The sequence below is a fragment of the Alteromonas sp. P256 genome, assembly GCF_036864455.1.
Classification (GTDB): Bacteria; Pseudomonadota; Gammaproteobacteria; order Enterobacterales; family Alteromonadaceae; genus Alteromonas.
The window spans coordinates 1-17,657 of record NZ_JAZETM010000009.1; the positions used below are offsets into that span (position 1 = coordinate 1).

The following is a 17,657-nucleotide window of genomic DNA, read 5'->3' on the forward strand; positions in this document are numbered from 1 at the left end:
CCCCAAAAAAATAAATGGGGGTCAGGTCCGCATTAATCCTCAATTGCATTCAACATAATAAAAATCGAACACTCACATAAGAGTAACGACAGACAGACGACCAAAGATTGTGGTTCTGACCCTATTTATTCTCTATTATCGGCTTTATTAATATTTTTGAATTATGAAAAGGGACTAACTCATGTCAGAGAGAGTAATTTTAGAGGCGACGTTTAACCCATCGGTAAAAACTTACTGGTTGGTCAGTCTATTATTGTTTTCGACACTAATCGTTATAGGTATCCCTTTTCTCATAATCTCCATTCCATTGTTTTATTTTATTAGTGGCAGATCACTCGCCGCCATGTCGGCCACTATTACTGAGCGTAAGCTGGTTGTAAAAAGAGGGATTCTAAACAAGGAAGAGAAGTCGATACCTTTGGAAAAAATTACTGATGTGGCGATGGTTCAGGGGCCACTAATGAGATTGTTTAATCTGTATCGATTATCGTTTGAAACTGCAGGTCAATCCGCGCAGGGCGCGTTAGTTTCGCTCATCGGTATAAATGATGCCGCTAACTTCAGAGAAACAATTCTAACCCAAAAGGACCAGATTGCATCTGGTATGAAATCTACGTCAAACTCAACTGACAACGATCAAACTGAAATGTCGCTACTTGTTGATAGTGTTAAGGGGATTGAAGTACTTTTAGAGAAGTTGGTTAACGCTAAATAAATTATCGTTTGGCATGGGTAATAGATGTTTGCGTCTGTAGCGCATTGATAACAAGAACAAAAAAGCCAGCTGACTGCTGGCTTTTGTAATTGAGTATTCTATAAGCTCTGTAGCCTTACGCTACATGGCCCTAGACTATCTCGCTTTGCGGTAATTGGCTTTAGGCTATTTCGCCTTACGCTATTTCGCTTTACCTTGTTTTGCAACAGCATCCATCATTGCTTTGATAGCTTCTGGGTCGCCAAGGTACTCTTTTGAAATAGGCTTAAGGTTTTCATCTAGTTCGTAAACTAAAGGAACGCCTGTAGGGATATTAAGCCCTAGTACTTCTTCATCAGACATACCGTCTAAGTATTTTACCAAAGCGCGCAAACTATTGCCGTGCGCTGCAATGATCACACGTTTGCCATCTTGAATTTGAGGGCGAATAACGTCATGCCAATAGGGAAGCACACGTTCTATTGTTAATTTTAGACTTTCACCGCGCGGTAATATTTCAGCATCTACATTGTTGTAGCGGCGATCATGACCAGGGAAATGTTCACTGTCAGTTTCTACTGCCGGCGGTGGAATATCAAAACTACGACGCCATACCTTCACTTGCTCTTCGCCATGCTTAGCAGCAGTTTCTGCTTTGTCTAAACCTGTAAGCGCACCGTAGTGACGCTCGTTTAAACGCCAGTGACGCTCAACAGGTAGGTAGTGTTGGCCCATCTCTTCAAGTGCGATATTCAGTGTTTTGATTGCGCGAAGCAATACAGACGTGTAAGCCTGATCGAATTCGAATCCTGCTTCCTTAAGCATTTGACCAGCGGTTGTTGCTTGCGCAATACCAGTATCGGTCAATTCAACGTCATGCCACCCAGTGAAACGATTTTCTAAGTTCCACTGACTCTCTCCGTGACGAATAAGTACCAATTTATACATAGTTGGGCTACCTGCGGGGGTTGAGTAAAATTGCCTCACAGCCTATAAAATTTAGACGTGCAGACGTATATTTAAGATTTATATAATATCATCCTTGATCGGCGATAAAAAATCCAGCGCCACCCGCTATATAAATTTGCTCCTACTCGGATGATAGGTGTCTAACAAGAGCGCCGCTTGATAATTGTCAGCAGACCCTTATTTGGTAATCTATAATGTTAAATATTAGGTAACAGTACGCTAACTCAATAGATAAGGTGAAAAATACGACATTACATGAACTTTTTTTCATGTCTAATGCGTATAAGAATTAGCAGCTGAACGTTTAGGTGTACACGCTGCACTCTAGGTCTTTCCTAAAGTCTTCTCGTTCAGCGAACATTATAGAATTCGAACAGGCAAATAAGGATAGTGACCATATGACCTATAAGTCTTTTTCAGACCTTGAAGTAAAGGGTAAAACTTTCAAGGCTATCAACCTCGACAGCATCAATGAAAAGTACGCACTCGATCGCCTTCCCTTTTGCATCAAGGTACTTTTAGAAAACCTAGTTCGCCACGAAGACAAAGAATTCGTCTCCAGCGAAGATATTGAACATGTTGCTAAGTGGGACACATCAAACAACGAAGAACTCGAAGTTTCCTTCGTCCCTGCTCGGGTTATACTGCAAGATTTTACTGGTGTTCCGGCCATTGTCGATTTAGCGGCTATGCGTGATGCGGTAGACCGCCTTGGCGGTGACGCTCAAGCTATCAATCCATTAAACCCGGTAGAACTCGTCATAGACCACTCCGTAATGGTCGACCATTTTGCAGAAGAAAATGCACTTCAAAAAAACACTGATATAGAGATTGAAAGAAACCGCGAACGTTATCAGTTCCTTAAGTGGGGACAGTCTAGTTTCGACAATTTTAAAGTGGTTCCTCCAGGTCGTGGTATCGTCCACCAAGTTAACCTTGAATACCTAGCGCGTTGTGCGTTCACTAAGGAAACGGATGAAGGCACCTTCGTTTATCCAGATACCTTAGTGGGTACAGATTCTCACACTACAATGATTAATGGTTTAGGGGTACTCGGTTGGGGAGTGGGCGGTATTGAAGCTGAAGCCGCCATGCTGGGTCAACCCGTAACCATGCTACTACCTAATGTAGTAGGCTTTAAATTAGAGGGTAAGCTTCCTGCCGGAGTGACCGCGACAGATATGGTACTTACCATCACTCAGCAGCTTAGAGCGCACGGTGTAGTGGGTAAATTTGTTGAGTTCTTTGGGCCAGGCTTGAAGCATCTTACAACAGCCGATCGAGCCACTATTGCCAATATGGCACCAGAATACGGCGCTACGTGCGGAATTTTCCCCATTGACGATGTAGCTCTCGATTATCTTCGCTTAACTGGCCGAGATGAAGCGCAAATTGAGCTTGTTGAGAAGTATGCTAAGTACAGTTCGCTATGGCATGACGACCATTCAAAAGACGCCGAATATCACGAAACACTGGAGCTGAACTTAAATGACGTGGTTCCTTCTATTGCCGGGCCTAAACGTCCGCAAGATAAAATTGCGCTCGATAAAGCGGCTGAAGCATTTAACGAATGGCATCGCTCACAAATTGATGTGAAGGTACTTGATGAAGAAACAGAGTTTGTGGCTGAGGGCGGACTAGTCGGCGGCAGCGATGTTGACGAAGAACATGATTCCTATGTGAATTTCAGAGATAGCAAATTCAATTTAGAAGATGGGGCAATTGTGATTGCGGCTATTACGAGTTGCACAAACACCTCTAACCCCTCTGTACTCGTTGCCGCAGGATTATTAGCACAAAAAGCAGCAGAGAAAGGGTTAACCAGTAAACCATGGGTAAAAACCTCTCTTGCACCAGGTTCGCAAGTTGTAACCCAGTATTTGGAAGATGCCAATCTGATGGCGCCATTAGAAGCGCTTGGTTTTAACTTGGTAGGATATGGATGTACAACATGTATTGGTAACTCAGGACCGCTACCCGACCCTATTACCGATGCTATAAGAAAAGCTAAACTCACTGTTACCTCTGTACTGTCGGGCAACCGAAACTTCGAAGGACGTATTCACCCTGATGTTGCTGCAAACTATTTAGCATCACCGCCGCTTGTCGTGGCTTATGCATTAGCAGGCAACATGAACGCGGATATTACCAAGGAGCCATTAGGTAAGTCTAAAGATGGCGAGCCTGTATATCTCAAAGATATATGGCCTTCAGAGGAAGAAATTCAAAAGTACATTACTGAAAACGTAACCGGTGCACTCTTTAAAGAAAAGTATGCCGATGTGTTTAAGGGCAGCGGTGAGTGGAACGAGCTTAGTGTTAGTGAAACGTCGGTCTACGATTGGCCTGATTCAACGTACATCAAGCATCCTCCGTTCTTCGAAGTGATGGAGAAAGAGCCGGCTGCGCTTCAATCTATCGACAATGCACGGTGTTTGGTAAAAGTGGGCGATTCAATCACCACAGATCATATTTCACCGGCGGGGGCCATTGCGCCAGATAGCCCGGCAGGTGAATATCTTCAAGCTCAGGGCGTTGATCCAAAAGACTTCAACTCTTATGGCTCACGTAGGGGTAATCATGAAGTCATGATGCGAGGTACGTTTGCCAATGTGCGCTTGCAAAACCAACTAGCACCTGGCACGAAAGGAAGCGCTACCACCCATTATCCAAGCGGCGATAGCATGTCTATATTTCATGCTGCTATGCGCTATAAAGACGATGGCGTACCCGCCGTAGTAATTGGCGGGAAGGAATATGGCACCGGTTCAAGCAGAGACTGGGCTGCCAAGGGGCCCTCGTTAATGGGGGTGAAGGCTGTGCTAGCAGAAAGTTATGAGCGTATTCACCGTTCAAACTTGATTGGCATGGGAATACTGCCGCTGCAGTTTAAAGAGGGCGACTCTGCATCTTCTTTAGACATAAAAGGCAATGAATCTTTCTCAATTGCTCCTGTAGAGCGAGGCCAGAAAGAGGTCAGCGTAACAATGGAAACCGATGACGGAGAGTCGAAAGTATTTAGCATGGACATTAGAATAGATACGTCTAATGAGTTTACTTACTTTGAGAATGGCGGGATCCTACATTACGTCATCCGTGAATATCTGCGTAAATAAAGAGATGCTTCGATAAGGCCTTAATACAAAAATGGGCCTTGTCGATATGAGCGCTCACAAAGAGAAAGGCCTTCGTTATTACGAGGGCCTTTTTTTATTCGCTTTATATTAGCCGGTTGTATTGGCCTTTTTGACTAATCTCCACTAACAATTTGCACTTGTGCCAAATCAGTATCGCCTTTAAGTACTTTAAAAATGGCGTCTTGTACCAGAGTACGCATGCCATCGTCGGTGGCTTGCTTTTTCATCTGCGCCACACTCGACTCTTTGTACACTAGTGAGCGAAGTTCGGGTGTCATACCAAGTAATTCATGAACACCCGTTCTGCCTTTATAACCCGTGTTACCACATTCTGAGCAACCTTTTGCTTTATAAAGCTCCGGAATCCCAGAGAGGTTGAGCTCATGCATTTGGTCTTTACCATACTGGCGCTCAATAAACGCCATATCGGTATCTGATGCTACGTATTTTTCTTTACACTTCCCGCACAGCGTTCGGATAAGGCGCTGGGCAAGTATACCTACACAGGCATCTGAAAAGTTAACCGGGTCTAACCCTAAATCGAGCAAGCGAGTAATCGTTTCCGGCGCCGAGTTTGTATGCAGGGTAGATAATACCAAGTGACCTGTCAGTGACGCTTCAATACCTGCATGAGCCGTTTCTTTGTCTCGCATCTCACCGATAAGAATAATATCTGGATCAGCACGTAAGAACGCGCGCAATGCATTGGCAAAAGTGAAACCAATTTTGGGGCTTACTTGAACTTGCTGTAAACCAGGCTGTGTAATTTCCACCGGATCTTCAGCAGTCCATATTTTTTTCTCAGGAGTGTTTAAGTACCCAAGAATGGCATGCAGTGTCGTTGTTTTACCTGAACCTGTGGGCCCTACGACAAGAAGAATGCCGTGAGGCTTTTTAATCATATCTTCAAGGCGGGCGCGATTATTGGGCGCCAAATTCATTTTATCTATTGGCATAGCGCCCCCCGAGGCCAATATCCGCATGACTACGCCTTCACCTGCAACAGTAGGAATAGTTGCCACACGAACTTCAACAAGCTGACCGTTCATTCTAAAGGCTAGCTTACCGTCTTGAGGAACGCGTTTTTCGGCTATGTTCAAATTCGACATTATTTTAATACGGGCTATTACCGCATTATGGTGAGAGTGGGGAACTTGGTTCATGTCTCGGCACACACCGTCTACACGCATACGTACGCGGGTAGGGGCATTTTTTTCAGGATCTATGTGAATATCTGATGCATTGAGTCGCTTCGCATCATGTAACACACGGCTTACTAAACGAACAACCGCCGGGGCGTCATCTGAAAGCTCATCGAATTGGTCTTCTTTTTCATCACTAGACGTACCGATTTCATCTAGGATATCACTCATCTCACCGGGGCCGCCGCCACCGCTGTTCTCACCCAGGTATTGCAGTATTAAACTTGGTAGGCTAACCGCAATCTCATAGCTCTCTATACCCATTGCAGTCTCAATTTCCATGAGAAGCGCTGCGTTATTGGGTTCTGCCATTAATACAATGGGCTTATCGTGTGCATCAGCAATAACCGCAACATAGTTGCGTTTTAGATACGACACATTGAGTTTACTTTCATTTTCAAAGCGATGATATTTGTCGGGCAAGTAAGGAATAAAGGGCACTTGGTAATGAATAGAGAGAGAGTTACCAATTTCTTCCTCGGGAATACGATGTTCCGAAATAAGCCGTTGCACAAACGCTCGAATATCTGGCGTCGATAAATTAAGCTCTTCTAATGTGTGCTCATCTAACAGGCTTTTGTGCACGAGTAAGTCGAATGGGTTATTCGTTCCACCTAGCTCGAAGCGAAATTTGTCCCCTAATATAAGTGCAAGTGCGTTACCCAATTTGAGATCATCTTGAGAAAAGGCACTATCGGTCTTGTTGATGATTTGAATAACACCCATCAACACCCCCGCGTTCATTATAGGAACACACAGAATATTTTGGGTTTTAAAGTCGTTGTCTTTGTCGAACTTGCCTTCAAAACGTAATCTTGGATGAATACTCTGAAGCATTGTCGCGTTGTAGGGGTCGTCAATCACAACCGGTTTTTGCGACAGCGCAACGTACCCGGCTATCGACATCGCATTGATGGGTACCTTAATCTCCAGCGTTTCTTTACCTGTCTTAAATCTTGCGACAAGATCTTGATGCTGGCGGCGACGCTGGAAAATACTCATCCGCTGAGCGCCAAACAACTCTAGAATAATTGGTTCGAGCAAACCATAGGCATCGAGTAACGTAGAGTGATTGTTTAATATGCGCTTGATTTGCGAAAATGTTTGTTGATTATTAACTACTTCCATATTCCCACTACTTAACGGTGTGAAACCTTGTGCTTCATCCCTTTCTTACGAAAATGTCTGCACGTTGCTATCATGCGGCGAACACGCTGCTAAATAGCTACTATATACCTACAACAACAGTAACGATATAGGTTTACATAAACTGGAGCAACAATGGAAGCGTAATAAGCGCTAGGCTACCCGTCTCAGGCCGAGGGCATTGCAATGCGCTAGGTTACAGGTAGCTTCGCTAGATGGCCTGTACAAAATCGCTTGATTTAAATCGAACGTGCGAATTTGAGTGTACTAATTCGATTGTGTCAGAGTAAATTCATTTTTCTGTCATATATACGGTACAAAAAGCAAACTAGTAGTTGCATTGATGGCTAGCATCTGTATAATTCGCGCCCACTGTCCTATTCGGGCAATGAGTTTTTAGCCGCAACCACACTGCTTTTAGGGTGGCTGCCGACGTAAGAGATTTGTCTTTACCGACCAAGCTATTACAAGCGTGCTAGAAATAAGAACAGGGTTCCAATTGGGAACCATCGGTTTACGCACATCCTTTCTCTCTGAACGAAATAGAGAAGAAGGGGTGAATTTTTTTGTTCTTTCGATTGGAGCTTAATCGATGCCAAATCAAAGAATTCGTATTCGTTTGAAAGCGTTTGATCACAAGTTGATCGATCAGTCTACGGCTGAAATCGTTGAAACGGCGAAACGTACTGGTGCTCAGGTCAGCGGTCCTATTCCACTGCCTACTCGCAAAGAACGCTATACGGTATTGACATCTCCTCACGTAAATAAAGATGCACGTGACCAATATGAGATTCGTACTCACAAGCGTTTGGTAGACATCATCGAACCAACTGATAAAACAGTTGACGCGTTGATGCGTTTGGACTTGGCTGCTGGTGTTGATGTTCAAATCAGCCTGGGCTAACAAGAGAGGGTTATAACAATGGCGATTGGTCTAATCGGTCGTAAAGTGGGTATGACTCGCATCTTCACTGAAGATGGCACGTCAATCCCTGTGACTGTTATTGAAGCGACCCCAAACCGTGTTACTCAGTTACGCACTGAAGAAACTGACGGTTATCGCGCTCTTCAGGTTACTGCTGGAACTAAGAAAGCAAACCGCGTCAACAAAGCCGAAGCAGGTCACTTTGCTAAAGCTGGTGTTGAAGCTGGTCGCACTCTAGCAGAATTCCGCCTAGAAGATAACGAAGGTAACGATATTGAAGTAGGCGGTGAAATCACTGTTGAAATCTTTAACGATACCAAAAAGATTGATGTCACTGGTACATCAAAAGGTAAAGGTTTTGCTGGCGCGATCAAACGTTGGAACTTTAGTTCTCAGCGTATGACTCACGGTAACTCTTTGTCTCACCGTGCTCCTGGTTCAATTGGCCAAAACCAATCACCAGGTAAAGTTTTCAAAGGCAAGAAAATGGCTGGTCAGCTTGGTAACAAGCAAGTGACTACGCAGTCTTTGGAAGTTGTACGTGTTGACGTAGAGAACGGCCTTATCCTTGTTAAAGGTGCCGTACCTGGCGCAACTGGCAATGACGTTATCGTCAAGCCAGCTGTTAAAGCGTAACGTCTGGGGAGTGAACTGATGGAATTAACATTGAAAGACGCGCAAAGCGCTCTTGAAGTATCCGAAGCGACCTTTGGACGTGAATTCAACGAAGCCTTGGTACACCAAGTCGTTGTAGCTTACGGTGCAGGCGCGCGTCAGGGTACAAAAGCGCAGAAAACTCGCGCTGAAGTTCGTGGTGGCGGTAAGAAGCCATGGCGTCAAAAAGGTACTGGCCGAGCTCGTGCTGGTACAATCCGTAGCCCAATTTGGGTTGGCGGTGGCCGTGCTTTCGCAGCTAAGCCTCGTGACTTCGAACAAAAAGTTAACAAGAAAATGTATCGCGGTGCGATTAAGAGCATTTTGTCAGAACTAATTCGCCAAGATCGTTTGATCGTGGTTGAGAAGTTCGGTGTTGAAGCACCTAAGACAAAGGAACTTATTGCAGCACTTAACGAATATGAACTGAAAGATGTTCTTATCGTTACTCCTGAAGTAGATGAAAACTTGTTCCTAGCGGCTCGCAACTTGTATAAAGTTGACGTTCGCGACGTAGCAGGCATTGACCCAGTGAGCTTGATTGCATTCGAAAAAGTGCTAATTACTGCTGATGCGGTTAAACAACTTGAGGAGGCGTTAGCATGAAAGAAGAACGTCTACTGAAGGTGCTAGTAGCACCTCACGTTTCAGAAAAGTCTACAATGGCTGCTGAAGCGAACAACACAGTTGTATTTAAAGTAGCCAAAGACGCGAACAAAGCCGAAATTAAAGCTGCAGTTGAAAAACTGTTTGAAGTTGAAGTTGAAGGTGTTCGCACAGTGAACGTTAAAGGTAAGACTAAACGTCACGGTATGTCTTTCGGTAAACGCAGCGACTGGAAAAAGGCCTACGTGGTTCTTAAAGAAGGTCAGGACATCGACTTTGTCGGTGGCGCTGAGTAAGAAGGGGATTAGAAATGCCATTATTGAAAGCTAAGCCAACTTCTGCCGGTCGTCGTCACGTTGTTCAGGTTACTAACCCTGACCTGCACAAAGGTGCACCGTACGCACCTTTGCTTGAAAAGAACAGCAAATCTGGCGGTCGTAACAACAATGGTCGTATTACTACGCGTCACATTGGTGGTGGTCATAAGCAACACTATCGTGTGATCGACTTTAAACGCAACAAAGATGGCATTCCAGCCAAAGTTGAGCGTTTAGAATACGATCCAAACCGTTCTGCTAACATTGCACTAGTATTGTATGCAGATGGTGAACGTCGTTACATTCTGGCTCCAAAAGGTATGAAAGCTGGTGATGCAATCCAGTCTGGTTCGGATGCTCCGATCAAGTCTGGTAACACATTGCCTATGCGTAACATTCCTGTTGGTAGTGTTGTACACGCAATTGAAATGAAGCCTGGTAAGGGTGCACAAATTGCACGCTCTGCTGGCGCTTACGCTCAGATCTTAGCACGTGACACTAACTACGTTACTCTACGTCTACGCTCTGGCGAAATGCGTAAAGTATTATCTGATTGCCGCGCCACCATTGGTGAAGTTGGTAATGCAGAACACATGCTTCGTTCATTGGGTAAAGCTGGTGCAACGCGCTGGCGTGGTATCCGTCCTACCGTTCGTGGTGTTGCCATGAACCCGGTTGATCACCCACACGGTGGTGGTGAAGGGCGCACGTCTGGTGGTCGTCATCCAGTATCTCCTTGGGGTGTTCCTACTAAAGGTAAGAAAACCCGAAGCAACAAGCGTACCGATAAACTTATCGTACGTCGTCGTAACAAGTAACAGCGAGGATTCACCATGCCACGTTCTCTCAAGAAAGGTCCATTTATCGACCTTCACTTGCTGAAGAAGGTAGAGGCTGCAGTGGAAAAGAACGAACGTAAACCAATTAAGACTTGGTCTCGTCGTTCCATGATCATCCCAGATATGATTGGGTTGACCATTGCGGTCCATAACGGTCGACAACATGTACCTGTCATTATTAGTGACGAAATGGTCGGCCACAAGTTGGGCGAATTTGCGCCAACGCGTACTTACCGCGGCCATGTCGCGGATAAGAAAGCTAAACGTTAAGGGGTAGGAAGATGGAAGCATTAGCTAAACACCGTTTTGCCCGCACGTCGGCTCAAAAGGCACGCTTGGTTGCGGATCAGGTTCGCGGTTTACACGTAGAGAAAGCATTAGAAGTTCTTACGTATAGCCCGAAGAAAAGCGCAGCGCTAGTAAAGAAAGTTTTGGAGTCTGCGATTGCTAACGCAGAGCACAACGAGGGCGCGGATATCGACGAGCTCGTCGTAGCCAAAATCTTTGTTGACGAAGGTCCAACTATGAAGCGAATCAAAACACGCGCCAAAGGCCGTGCTGATCGCATCTTTAAGCGCAGCAGTCACATTACTGTGGTTGTAGCGGATAACTAGGAGTAGATAATGGGACAGAAGGTACATCCTACAGGTATACGCCTGGGTATCAGTAAACCATGGACTTCTACCTGGTACGCTAATACTGCAGACTATGCGGACAACCTGTATAACGATCATCAGGTACGTCAGTATCTGACTAAGCAACTAAAGAACGCTTCACTTTCTAAAATCGTGATCGAGCGTCCTGCTAAGAGCATCCGTGTGACTATTCACACAGCTCGTCCAGGCGTTGTAATCGGTAAGAAAGGTGAAGACGTAGAGAAGTTGCGTAACTATGTATCTAAGCTAGCCGGTGTGCCAGCTCAGATCAACATCGCTGAAGTACGTAAGCCAGAGCTAGATGGTCAGTTAGTCGCTGACAGCATTTCTAGCCAGCTAGAGCGTCGTGTTATGTTCCGTCGTGCTATGAAACGTGCGGTACAAAATGCAATGCGCTTAGGCGCTAAAGGTATTAAAGTTGAAGTTAGCGGTCGTTTAGGCGGAGCAGAAATTGCACGTTCTGAATGGTATCGTGAAGGTCGCGTTCCACTGCACACTTTCCGTGCAGATATCGATTACGCAACCTCAGAAGCATCAACAACTTACGGCATCATCGGCGTTAAGGTTTGGATCTTCAAGGGTGAAGTTCTAGGTGGATTACCTACAACTCAAGAGCAGCCACCGGCTTCTCAACCTAAGAAGAAAGGCCGCAACGCTAAGCGAGAGGGCTAATCATGTTACAACCAAAACGCATGAAGTTCCGTAAGATGCACAAAGGCCGCAACCGCGGCATGGCTGCAGGAAGCACTGTAGCCTTTGGTACTTACGGCCTTAAAGCGACTGGCCGCGGTCGAATGACTGCGCGTCAAATCGAAGCAGCGCGTCGTGCTATGACTCGTCACGTTAAGCGTCAAGGTAAAATTTGGATTCGAGTTTTCCCTGACAAGCCAATTACTGAGAAGCCTCTAGAAGTGCGTCAAGGTAAAGGTAAAGGTAACGTTGAGTACTGGGTATGCCAAATTCAGCCTGGTCGTGTTCTTTATGAGATGGAAGGTGTTCCTGAAAATCTTGCACGCGAAGCGTTTGAATTGGCAGCGGCTAAACTGCCATTTAAAACAACCTTTGTAACTCGGACGGTGATGTAATGAAAGCGACTGAACTGAAAGAAAAAAGCGTAGAAGAGCTGAACGCAGAGTTGATTAACCTGCTACGCGAACAGTTCAACCTGCGCATGCAGCACACAACAGGCCAGCTTGAAAAAACTGACCAGTTGAGAAAAGTACGTCGTAACATCGCGCGTGTTAAAACCATTCTGACTCAAAAGGCTGATGCGTAATGACTGAGCAAAAAATTCGTACAGTGCAAGGTCGTGTGGTTAGCAACAAGATGGATAAAACCATTACTGTTGTTGTTGAACGTTTTGTTAAACACCCTATCTACGGGAAGTTTATCAAGCGCTCTACTAAGCTTCACGCCCACGACGAAAGTAACGTATGCAACAAAGGCGACTTAGTAACTATAAGTGAATGTCGTCCGCTATCTAAGAACAAAACTTGGATGCTTGTAGACGTTCTTGAAAAAGCAGGCGTATAATCGCTTACTTTTTTAAAGTCTTAAAAAAGCCGCTTTCGAGCGGCTTTTTTGTTTTCTATTACTGATAGAAATTCTGCAAATAAGTATACTTAGCCCCATACACCCCTTATTGTTACCTTCTACATGTTAGATTTTTCTACTGAGTGTTAAGGAAGATATATGTCTGCTGAAAAGCGAGACTGTGGCAAGCCCACACTCGTCGATGAACTTTACCGCTGGTTGTATTCGTTTTTACTCCTTCTTTTAATCCCCTTAGCAATAGTAAAACTTGCCGGTAAAAAACGGGACCAACACTCACTGTATCAACACGGAAATTTTGAGAGATTTGGCATTGTACCTACGCCAACCAGTCATAATGGTTATTTAATACATTGTGTGTCGGTGGGTGAGGTGGTTGCTGCTTCCTGTGTTATCAAGCAGTTACTGATTGATGAACCCCACACAAGTATTACAATTACCACAACCACCTCTACAGGCTCGGCTAGAGTAAGAGACATTTTTGGCGATAAGGTTAACCATTGTTACCTGCCATTTGACGTTTCACTATGTATGGCAATGATGCTCAAACGTATTCAGCCGAAAGCAGTGCTGGTCACCGAAGTAGAACTATGGCCAAACATGGTTCATATGTGTTGGAGGCATAAGGTTCCTGTCGTGGTAATCAATGCACGAATGACGGATAGGTCTGCACGTCGATATCAAAAGATAAGCAGGGTTTTCCAACCTATGCTTAATAAAGTGAGCCACGTATGCGCTCAAGGCGAAGGAGATTACCGCAATTATTTGGCTTTAGGGCTACCAGAGCAGAAACTAACCCTCACCAATAATATAAAGTTTGATCAAGCGGCTTCAGTGTCTACAGCGTCAGCTCGTTTTATGGGGCTGGAAAGTCACAACGGGCCAATTTTAGTTGCTGGCAGTACTCATGCCCCAGAGGAAGAAGCGATGATAGAGGCGGTAAAACGTCTGTGGAAAACTCACCCGACTCTTGTGCTCATTATCGTGCCTCGCCATCCGGAACGTTTCGATACAGTTGCTGAATTACTGGAGTCACATGATATAGCGTTTACAAGGAGCTCCTTTGCGAACACCTTTGAAACAAACAAAAAAGTAATTTTGCTTGATGAAATGGGGCGCTTGAATCATGCCTATTCGGTTGGCACTATCGCCTTTGTTGGGGGCTCTATAGCAGATAGAGGTGGACACAACGCACTCGAACCCGCTGCTTTTTCACTGCCTATTCTAATGGGGCCTAACACGTACAATAATCCGGTCATCTGCCAACACTTAATTGACCGCGGCGCATTGAAAATTGTTAGTAATGCACAAGAGATCGCACAAACCTGCGGCACATGGCTTTCGTCACAAGAGACTCGACAAAAAGCAGGAAACGCAGGCAGTCTGGTACTGAGTGAAAACAGTGGTGCACTGCATAAAACCTTATTGTGTCTAGCCCAGTCTATCTAATATTGGTAGTGATATTATTAAGAGGCGATAAGAGATGGGATATTTAAGACCTATTTTAACGAGAAAGGCATGTATCTAAAATAGGCTAAGCTAAGGCGAGATAAAGCAAGAAAAAGCAAAGAAGAGAAGCGCAACAGAATAGATGATGTCAGTAATTCATGTGTTCATCTTAGACTTTTGGTTAATATGTGAACCCCAGTACAGTGCGCAGGGTGCACCATGTTGAAACGCGGTGTTAACGGTGACCGTGTTGATTTCACTCGGAATTAGCCTAACTCATTGTAAATAAAAGAATTTTAAAATCTGGTTTAGCTTTTGCAAACAATGACTTCGACGATGTAACAGTAGTAAAATTCAAACAATAAAGTTCGTTCTAAACGTACACTGCGTTACGCGTTTTCCAGGGAGAGGCCTCCTGCCGATGGCAGGAGGTTTTCTTACTTTCTACTCAGAGCTACTCTCTGACGCGGGTTCCGGCTCCGGCTCTACCAAGCTAATTAAGCGCCATCCCGCCTTAGGTTCAATACTGTTCCCGTTAATAAAGGTAAAGCTTTTTCCATCACTATCAATGGCAATAAGCGGTGTGGCTCTATCCCCATACTTATGAATATATTGCTCATAATCAAATTCTTCTGAAAGTGGTGTGGTTTTAATCGTAGACCCTTTTGCAACCGCAGAGGCCAGATAACCGTAAGTCACACCCTCATCGAACAACATCAGCTTTTTCGCGTATTGGTTGCTCACTTGATGACTAGGACGTGTAGATTGCTCATTATTGGTTAGTGCCCATACCTTGTCTTTGCCCAGCGTATTCTCGAAGTGATAGGCAATAGGTGGATTCAACTGCTTATAGGGAGACATAATAAGCACAGTGCCAATAGTGGATAGTTCCAAATGACGAGCCGCGTGATCTGACATGGGGTTACCAAAATAAACTGGAATGTCCATCATTCTAGCTTCTCTAATGGCATCCCAGTTGGTGTCGGTCACAACGACATCGAGCTTCTGGTTTAACATTTCTGTTGCCAACATACGATTGAACTTACTGCCTCCGAAGAACAGGTAGCCAGTAGGTGCTGGCGCCCGAACCTTAAGTAGCGTAGCGACAGAGCGAGCGGTAATGCTTTGTACAACAACGGTTGCAATGATAACCATAAACACAATAGGCACTATAATGCCTGCGCCCTCGTAACCAATCTCCTCTAACTTTAACGAGAAAAGTGCAGACACTGCTGCGGCAACTATTCCACGTGGCGCTATCCAGCTGAGAAGCGCAATTTCGTTAAGCTTCAAGCCTGTACCAATACTTGAGACCAACACAGATATTGGGCGTGCAATAAACATAATTATGGCAAGCACCACTAGCGTACCCCAGCCAACGGCAACCACGGAGTCTAGGTTTAATCGTGTGGCCAGTAAAATAAAGAGGCCTGAGATAAGCAGCACGCTAAGTGTTTCTTTAAACTCTAAAATATCCTCTACATCAACATCTTTCATGTTGGCCATTACCATGCCAGTAATAGTAACCGCCAACAGCCCTGATTCGTGAGCGACATAGTTAGACGCGGCAAAGACACCCAGAATAATGGTTAGCACTGCGGTATTGAGGAGATAGTGGGGGATCCAGTCTTTGCGTACACACATGCCAAGGAAATAGCCTGAGGCAAACCCAAGAAAAGAGCCAATGCCTATGGTCTTGCCAAAGGCGATAAAGGTTTGAGTAATAGCGGTTTCTTGCGATGCCACAATAAACTCAAACACTAACACTGCCAACAGTGCCCCAATAGGATCGATAATAATCCCTTCCCATCTGAGTATATTTGCCAGTTTGGTGTGAGGTCGCACTGTTCTGAGCATAGGCACTATCACGGTGGGGCCGGTCACCGTCACGATAGCGCCGAATAGACAGGACAGTTGCCAGGTAAGATCCAGACAATAGTGCGCGGCGGCGGCAGATATGAGCCCTGTTATTAAAACGCCTACGGTACATAGGTTGCGTACCATGTTGCCATGCCCGGCAATGTCTTTAAACTTCAGCGTAAGCGAACCTTCAAACAAAATGATAGCAACGGAAAGTGAAACCACCGGAAACAGTAAGTCGCCAAATAACGCATCGGCATCGAGTATGCCAAACACTGGGCCTACCACAATACCAACAATAAGAAGAGGCAGTATGGCGGGAAGTCGAACCCGGTATGCCAAGTATTGACAGCCGATAGAGAGTAAACCTACCGCAACAAGAGAAAGTAAGGGATCAGACACGATTATTTCCTTATTAATATCGGTGTAGTTCCGTAGCTAAACATCACGCGCCGCTACTATTTTATTAATTTTCGTTAATACACATACGGGTGTTGATGGTGTTTAGACCAAAGACGGTCTTGCTAACACGTTCTTCTTGTAGGCACTCAGCCGTGCACTCTCTGCGCTCTTTTCAATGCACAAATAAACGCTTCAATAATACACGGTAAAGGTCAACACGCCCCTTAATATTTGCTATTCTTTCCGCTCCTTGTTAACAGTTCCATTGAGATAGTCTGTGACATATTCTTTCATACCTTCATTGCGTTTGGCTTACGCAGTATCAATACTCTGCGCAGTGAGCGGTTGCATGGCCCCGATCCCTTCCTCATCAAAGGGCCTACATATAGAAGAGACGATAACATTACCTCCAATGCTGTCAGAAACATCAGGGCTTTTTTGCGCAGATGACCATGTGCTGTCAATTAACGACTCAGGGAATGCGCCCGCTGTATTTAAAGTAAGTTATAGCGGCAAACTGAAACAAACAATTACTCTGCCCATTATTAACAATGACTGGGAAGCAGTGAGTGCAGACAGTGATTACTTTTATGTCGCCGATATTGGCAACAACAAAGGGCAGAGAGAGCAGGTTGCAGTGTATAAAGTGAATCAGCAAAATGTGAAAGAAGTCGACACGCTGTCAATCAAATACGCTGCTAATAATGTGAATAGCAACATACCCTACGCCCATGATTTCGACGCCGAAGCCATAGTGAAAAAAGGCAACGAATTACTGCTTTTCTCCAAGAGTTGGAGTTCGGGTATTACTCATGTTTATCGAATAAATGAAGGCGAAAGTCTGCAAGAGCTTACGCCATTCGCTGCCATATCTGGTTTGCCAGGAGTCGTCACAGGAGTGGACTATGATTCGGGTAAACAACAATACGTGATCGTAGGTTACAAATCAGACCCTTTTGGTAATTTTGCAGCCTTCATTGCTGAAGTGTCGCAAGACTTCACATTAACTGATATTTGGCCTTTAGAGGGTTACAAGCAGGTTGAGGGAGTGTGCGTAGATAAAGGCGGTAACTATTGGTTTACCGAAGAAAAAACCGAGACTCGTGCGGCATCTCTTACGAAAGCATCTGTTCAATAGCAGGTGGTACGTCTTTAGAGACCCGGCGAAGTAGCGCACTGGTTGTAACCAGTACGCTACTTATATTAAGCGCTAATTAAAACAAGTGCACTAGTTACACCAAATGCGCTAT

At 44.9% G+C, this 17,657-nt stretch carries 18 protein-coding genes; 15 read left to right on the top strand and 3 right to left on the bottom strand.

The features are described 5' to 3' along the window. Nucleotides 1–181 precede the first annotated feature (181 nt). Entirely contained in the window at nt 182–715 is a 534-nt protein-coding gene (locus V7R39_RS13360; protein WP_334031293.1) for a PH domain-containing protein, read from the top strand. 180 nt (nt 716–895) lie between these two features. On the opposite strand, the gene gpmA is transcribed toward V7R39_RS13360, so the two are convergent. Next, nucleotides 896–1,642: a 2,3-diphosphoglycerate-dependent phosphoglycerate mutase gene (gene gpmA / locus V7R39_RS13365; RefSeq protein WP_163107038.1), complete on the bottom strand. Its 747-nt coding sequence runs from the start codon at nt 1,640–1,642 to the stop codon at nt 896–898. Nucleotides 1,643–2,061: 419 nt separating this feature from the next. Here gpmA and acnA point away from each other — a divergent pair, with 419 nt between their 5' ends. Beyond that, complete coding sequence (gene acnA / locus V7R39_RS13370; RefSeq protein ID WP_334031294.1) at nt 2,062–4,779, top strand: aconitate hydratase AcnA; 2,718 nt, start codon at nt 2,062–2,064, stop codon at nt 4,777–4,779. Nucleotides 4,780–4,913: 134 nt separating this feature from the next. Here the strand turns inward: acnA and V7R39_RS13375 are convergent, their stop codons facing one another. Continuing rightward, on the bottom strand, nt 4,914–7,130 hold the full coding sequence (locus V7R39_RS13375; protein ID WP_081926613.1) for a GspE/PulE family protein: 2,217 nt from the start codon (nt 7,128–7,130) through the stop codon (nt 4,914–4,916). Between the two features lie 610 nt (nt 7,131–7,740). Here V7R39_RS13375 and rpsJ point away from each other — a divergent pair. The 12 genes from rpsJ (at nt 7,741) to V7R39_RS13435 (ending at nt 14,145) form a co-directional block, all read left to right on the top strand. Then, the gene (gene rpsJ / locus V7R39_RS13380; RefSeq protein WP_006012796.1) at nt 7,741–8,052 is read left to right on the top strand and encodes a 30S ribosomal protein S10; all 312 of its coding nucleotides are present in this window, start codon (nt 7,741–7,743) and stop codon (nt 8,050–8,052) included. An 18-nt stretch (nt 8,053–8,070) separates the two neighbouring features. Continuing rightward, complete coding sequence (rplC, locus tag V7R39_RS13385) at nt 8,071–8,709, top strand: 50S ribosomal protein L3 (protein WP_032095144.1); 639 nt, start codon at nt 8,071–8,073, stop codon at nt 8,707–8,709. A gap of 18 nt (nt 8,710–8,727) precedes the next feature. Continuing rightward, nucleotides 8,728–9,333 carry a 50S ribosomal protein L4 gene (rplD, locus tag V7R39_RS13390; RefSeq protein ID WP_032095145.1) on the top strand — a complete coding sequence of 202 codons (606 nt, stop codon included), beginning with the start codon at nt 8,728–8,730 and terminating at the stop codon, nt 9,331–9,333. Further along, complete coding sequence (rplW, locus tag V7R39_RS13395; protein ID WP_012516959.1) at nt 9,330–9,629, top strand: 50S ribosomal protein L23; 300 nt, start codon at nt 9,330–9,332, stop codon at nt 9,627–9,629. Before rplD ends, rplW begins: the two co-directional genes overlap by 4 nt. 14 nt (nt 9,630–9,643) lie before the next feature. After that, nucleotides 9,644–10,468, top strand: coding sequence for a 50S ribosomal protein L2 (rplB, locus tag V7R39_RS13400; RefSeq protein ID WP_032095146.1), 825 nt, complete (start codon nt 9,644–9,646; stop codon nt 10,466–10,468). Nucleotides 10,469–10,483: 15 nt separating this feature from the next. Continuing rightward, nucleotides 10,484–10,759 (top strand): 30S ribosomal protein S19, encoded by a 276-nt coding sequence (rpsS, locus tag V7R39_RS13405; protein WP_012516961.1) that lies wholly within the window; start codon nt 10,484–10,486, stop codon nt 10,757–10,759. An 11-nt stretch (nt 10,760–10,770) separates the two neighbouring features. Next, nucleotides 10,771–11,103, top strand: coding sequence for a 50S ribosomal protein L22 (rplV, locus tag V7R39_RS13410; RefSeq protein ID WP_032095147.1), 333 nt, complete (start codon nt 10,771–10,773; stop codon nt 11,101–11,103). Nucleotides 11,104–11,112: 9 nt separating this feature from the next. Beyond that, a complete protein-coding gene (gene rpsC / locus V7R39_RS13415; protein ID WP_032095148.1) occupies nt 11,113–11,817 on the top strand; it encodes a 30S ribosomal protein S3 in 705 nt (234 codons plus the stop codon). A 2-nt stretch (nt 11,818–11,819) separates the two neighbouring features. Beyond that, a complete protein-coding gene (gene rplP / locus V7R39_RS13420) occupies nt 11,820–12,230 on the top strand; it encodes a 50S ribosomal protein L16 (protein WP_032095149.1) in 411 nt (136 codons plus the stop codon). After that, on the top strand, nt 12,230–12,421 hold the full coding sequence (gene rpmC, locus V7R39_RS13425; protein WP_014947980.1) for a 50S ribosomal protein L29: 192 nt from the start codon (nt 12,230–12,232) through the stop codon (nt 12,419–12,421). Before rplP ends, rpmC begins: the two co-directional genes overlap by 1 nt. After that, a complete protein-coding gene (gene rpsQ, locus V7R39_RS13430) occupies nt 12,421–12,678 on the top strand; it encodes a 30S ribosomal protein S17 (protein ID WP_032095150.1) in 258 nt (85 codons plus the stop codon). Before rpmC ends, rpsQ begins: the two co-directional genes overlap by 1 nt. Nucleotides 12,679–12,837: 159 nt before the next feature. Then, on the top strand, nt 12,838–14,145 hold the full coding sequence (locus V7R39_RS13435; protein WP_334031297.1) for a 3-deoxy-D-manno-octulosonic acid transferase: 1,308 nt from the start codon (nt 12,838–12,840) through the stop codon (nt 14,143–14,145). Nucleotides 14,146–14,589: 444 nt separating this feature from the next. Here the strand turns inward: V7R39_RS13435 and V7R39_RS13440 are convergent, their stop codons facing one another. Further along, nucleotides 14,590–16,407: a cation:proton antiporter gene (locus V7R39_RS13440; protein WP_334031298.1), complete on the bottom strand. Its 1,818-nt coding sequence runs from the start codon at nt 16,405–16,407 to the stop codon at nt 14,590–14,592. Nucleotides 16,408–16,756: 349 nt separating this feature from the next. On the opposite strand from V7R39_RS13440, the gene V7R39_RS13445 reads away from it, so the two are divergent. After that, the gene (locus V7R39_RS13445) at nt 16,757–17,545 is read left to right on the top strand and encodes a hypothetical protein (RefSeq protein WP_334031299.1); all 789 of its coding nucleotides are present in this window, start codon (nt 16,757–16,759) and stop codon (nt 17,543–17,545) included. Nucleotides 17,546–17,657: the final 112 nt, after the last annotated feature.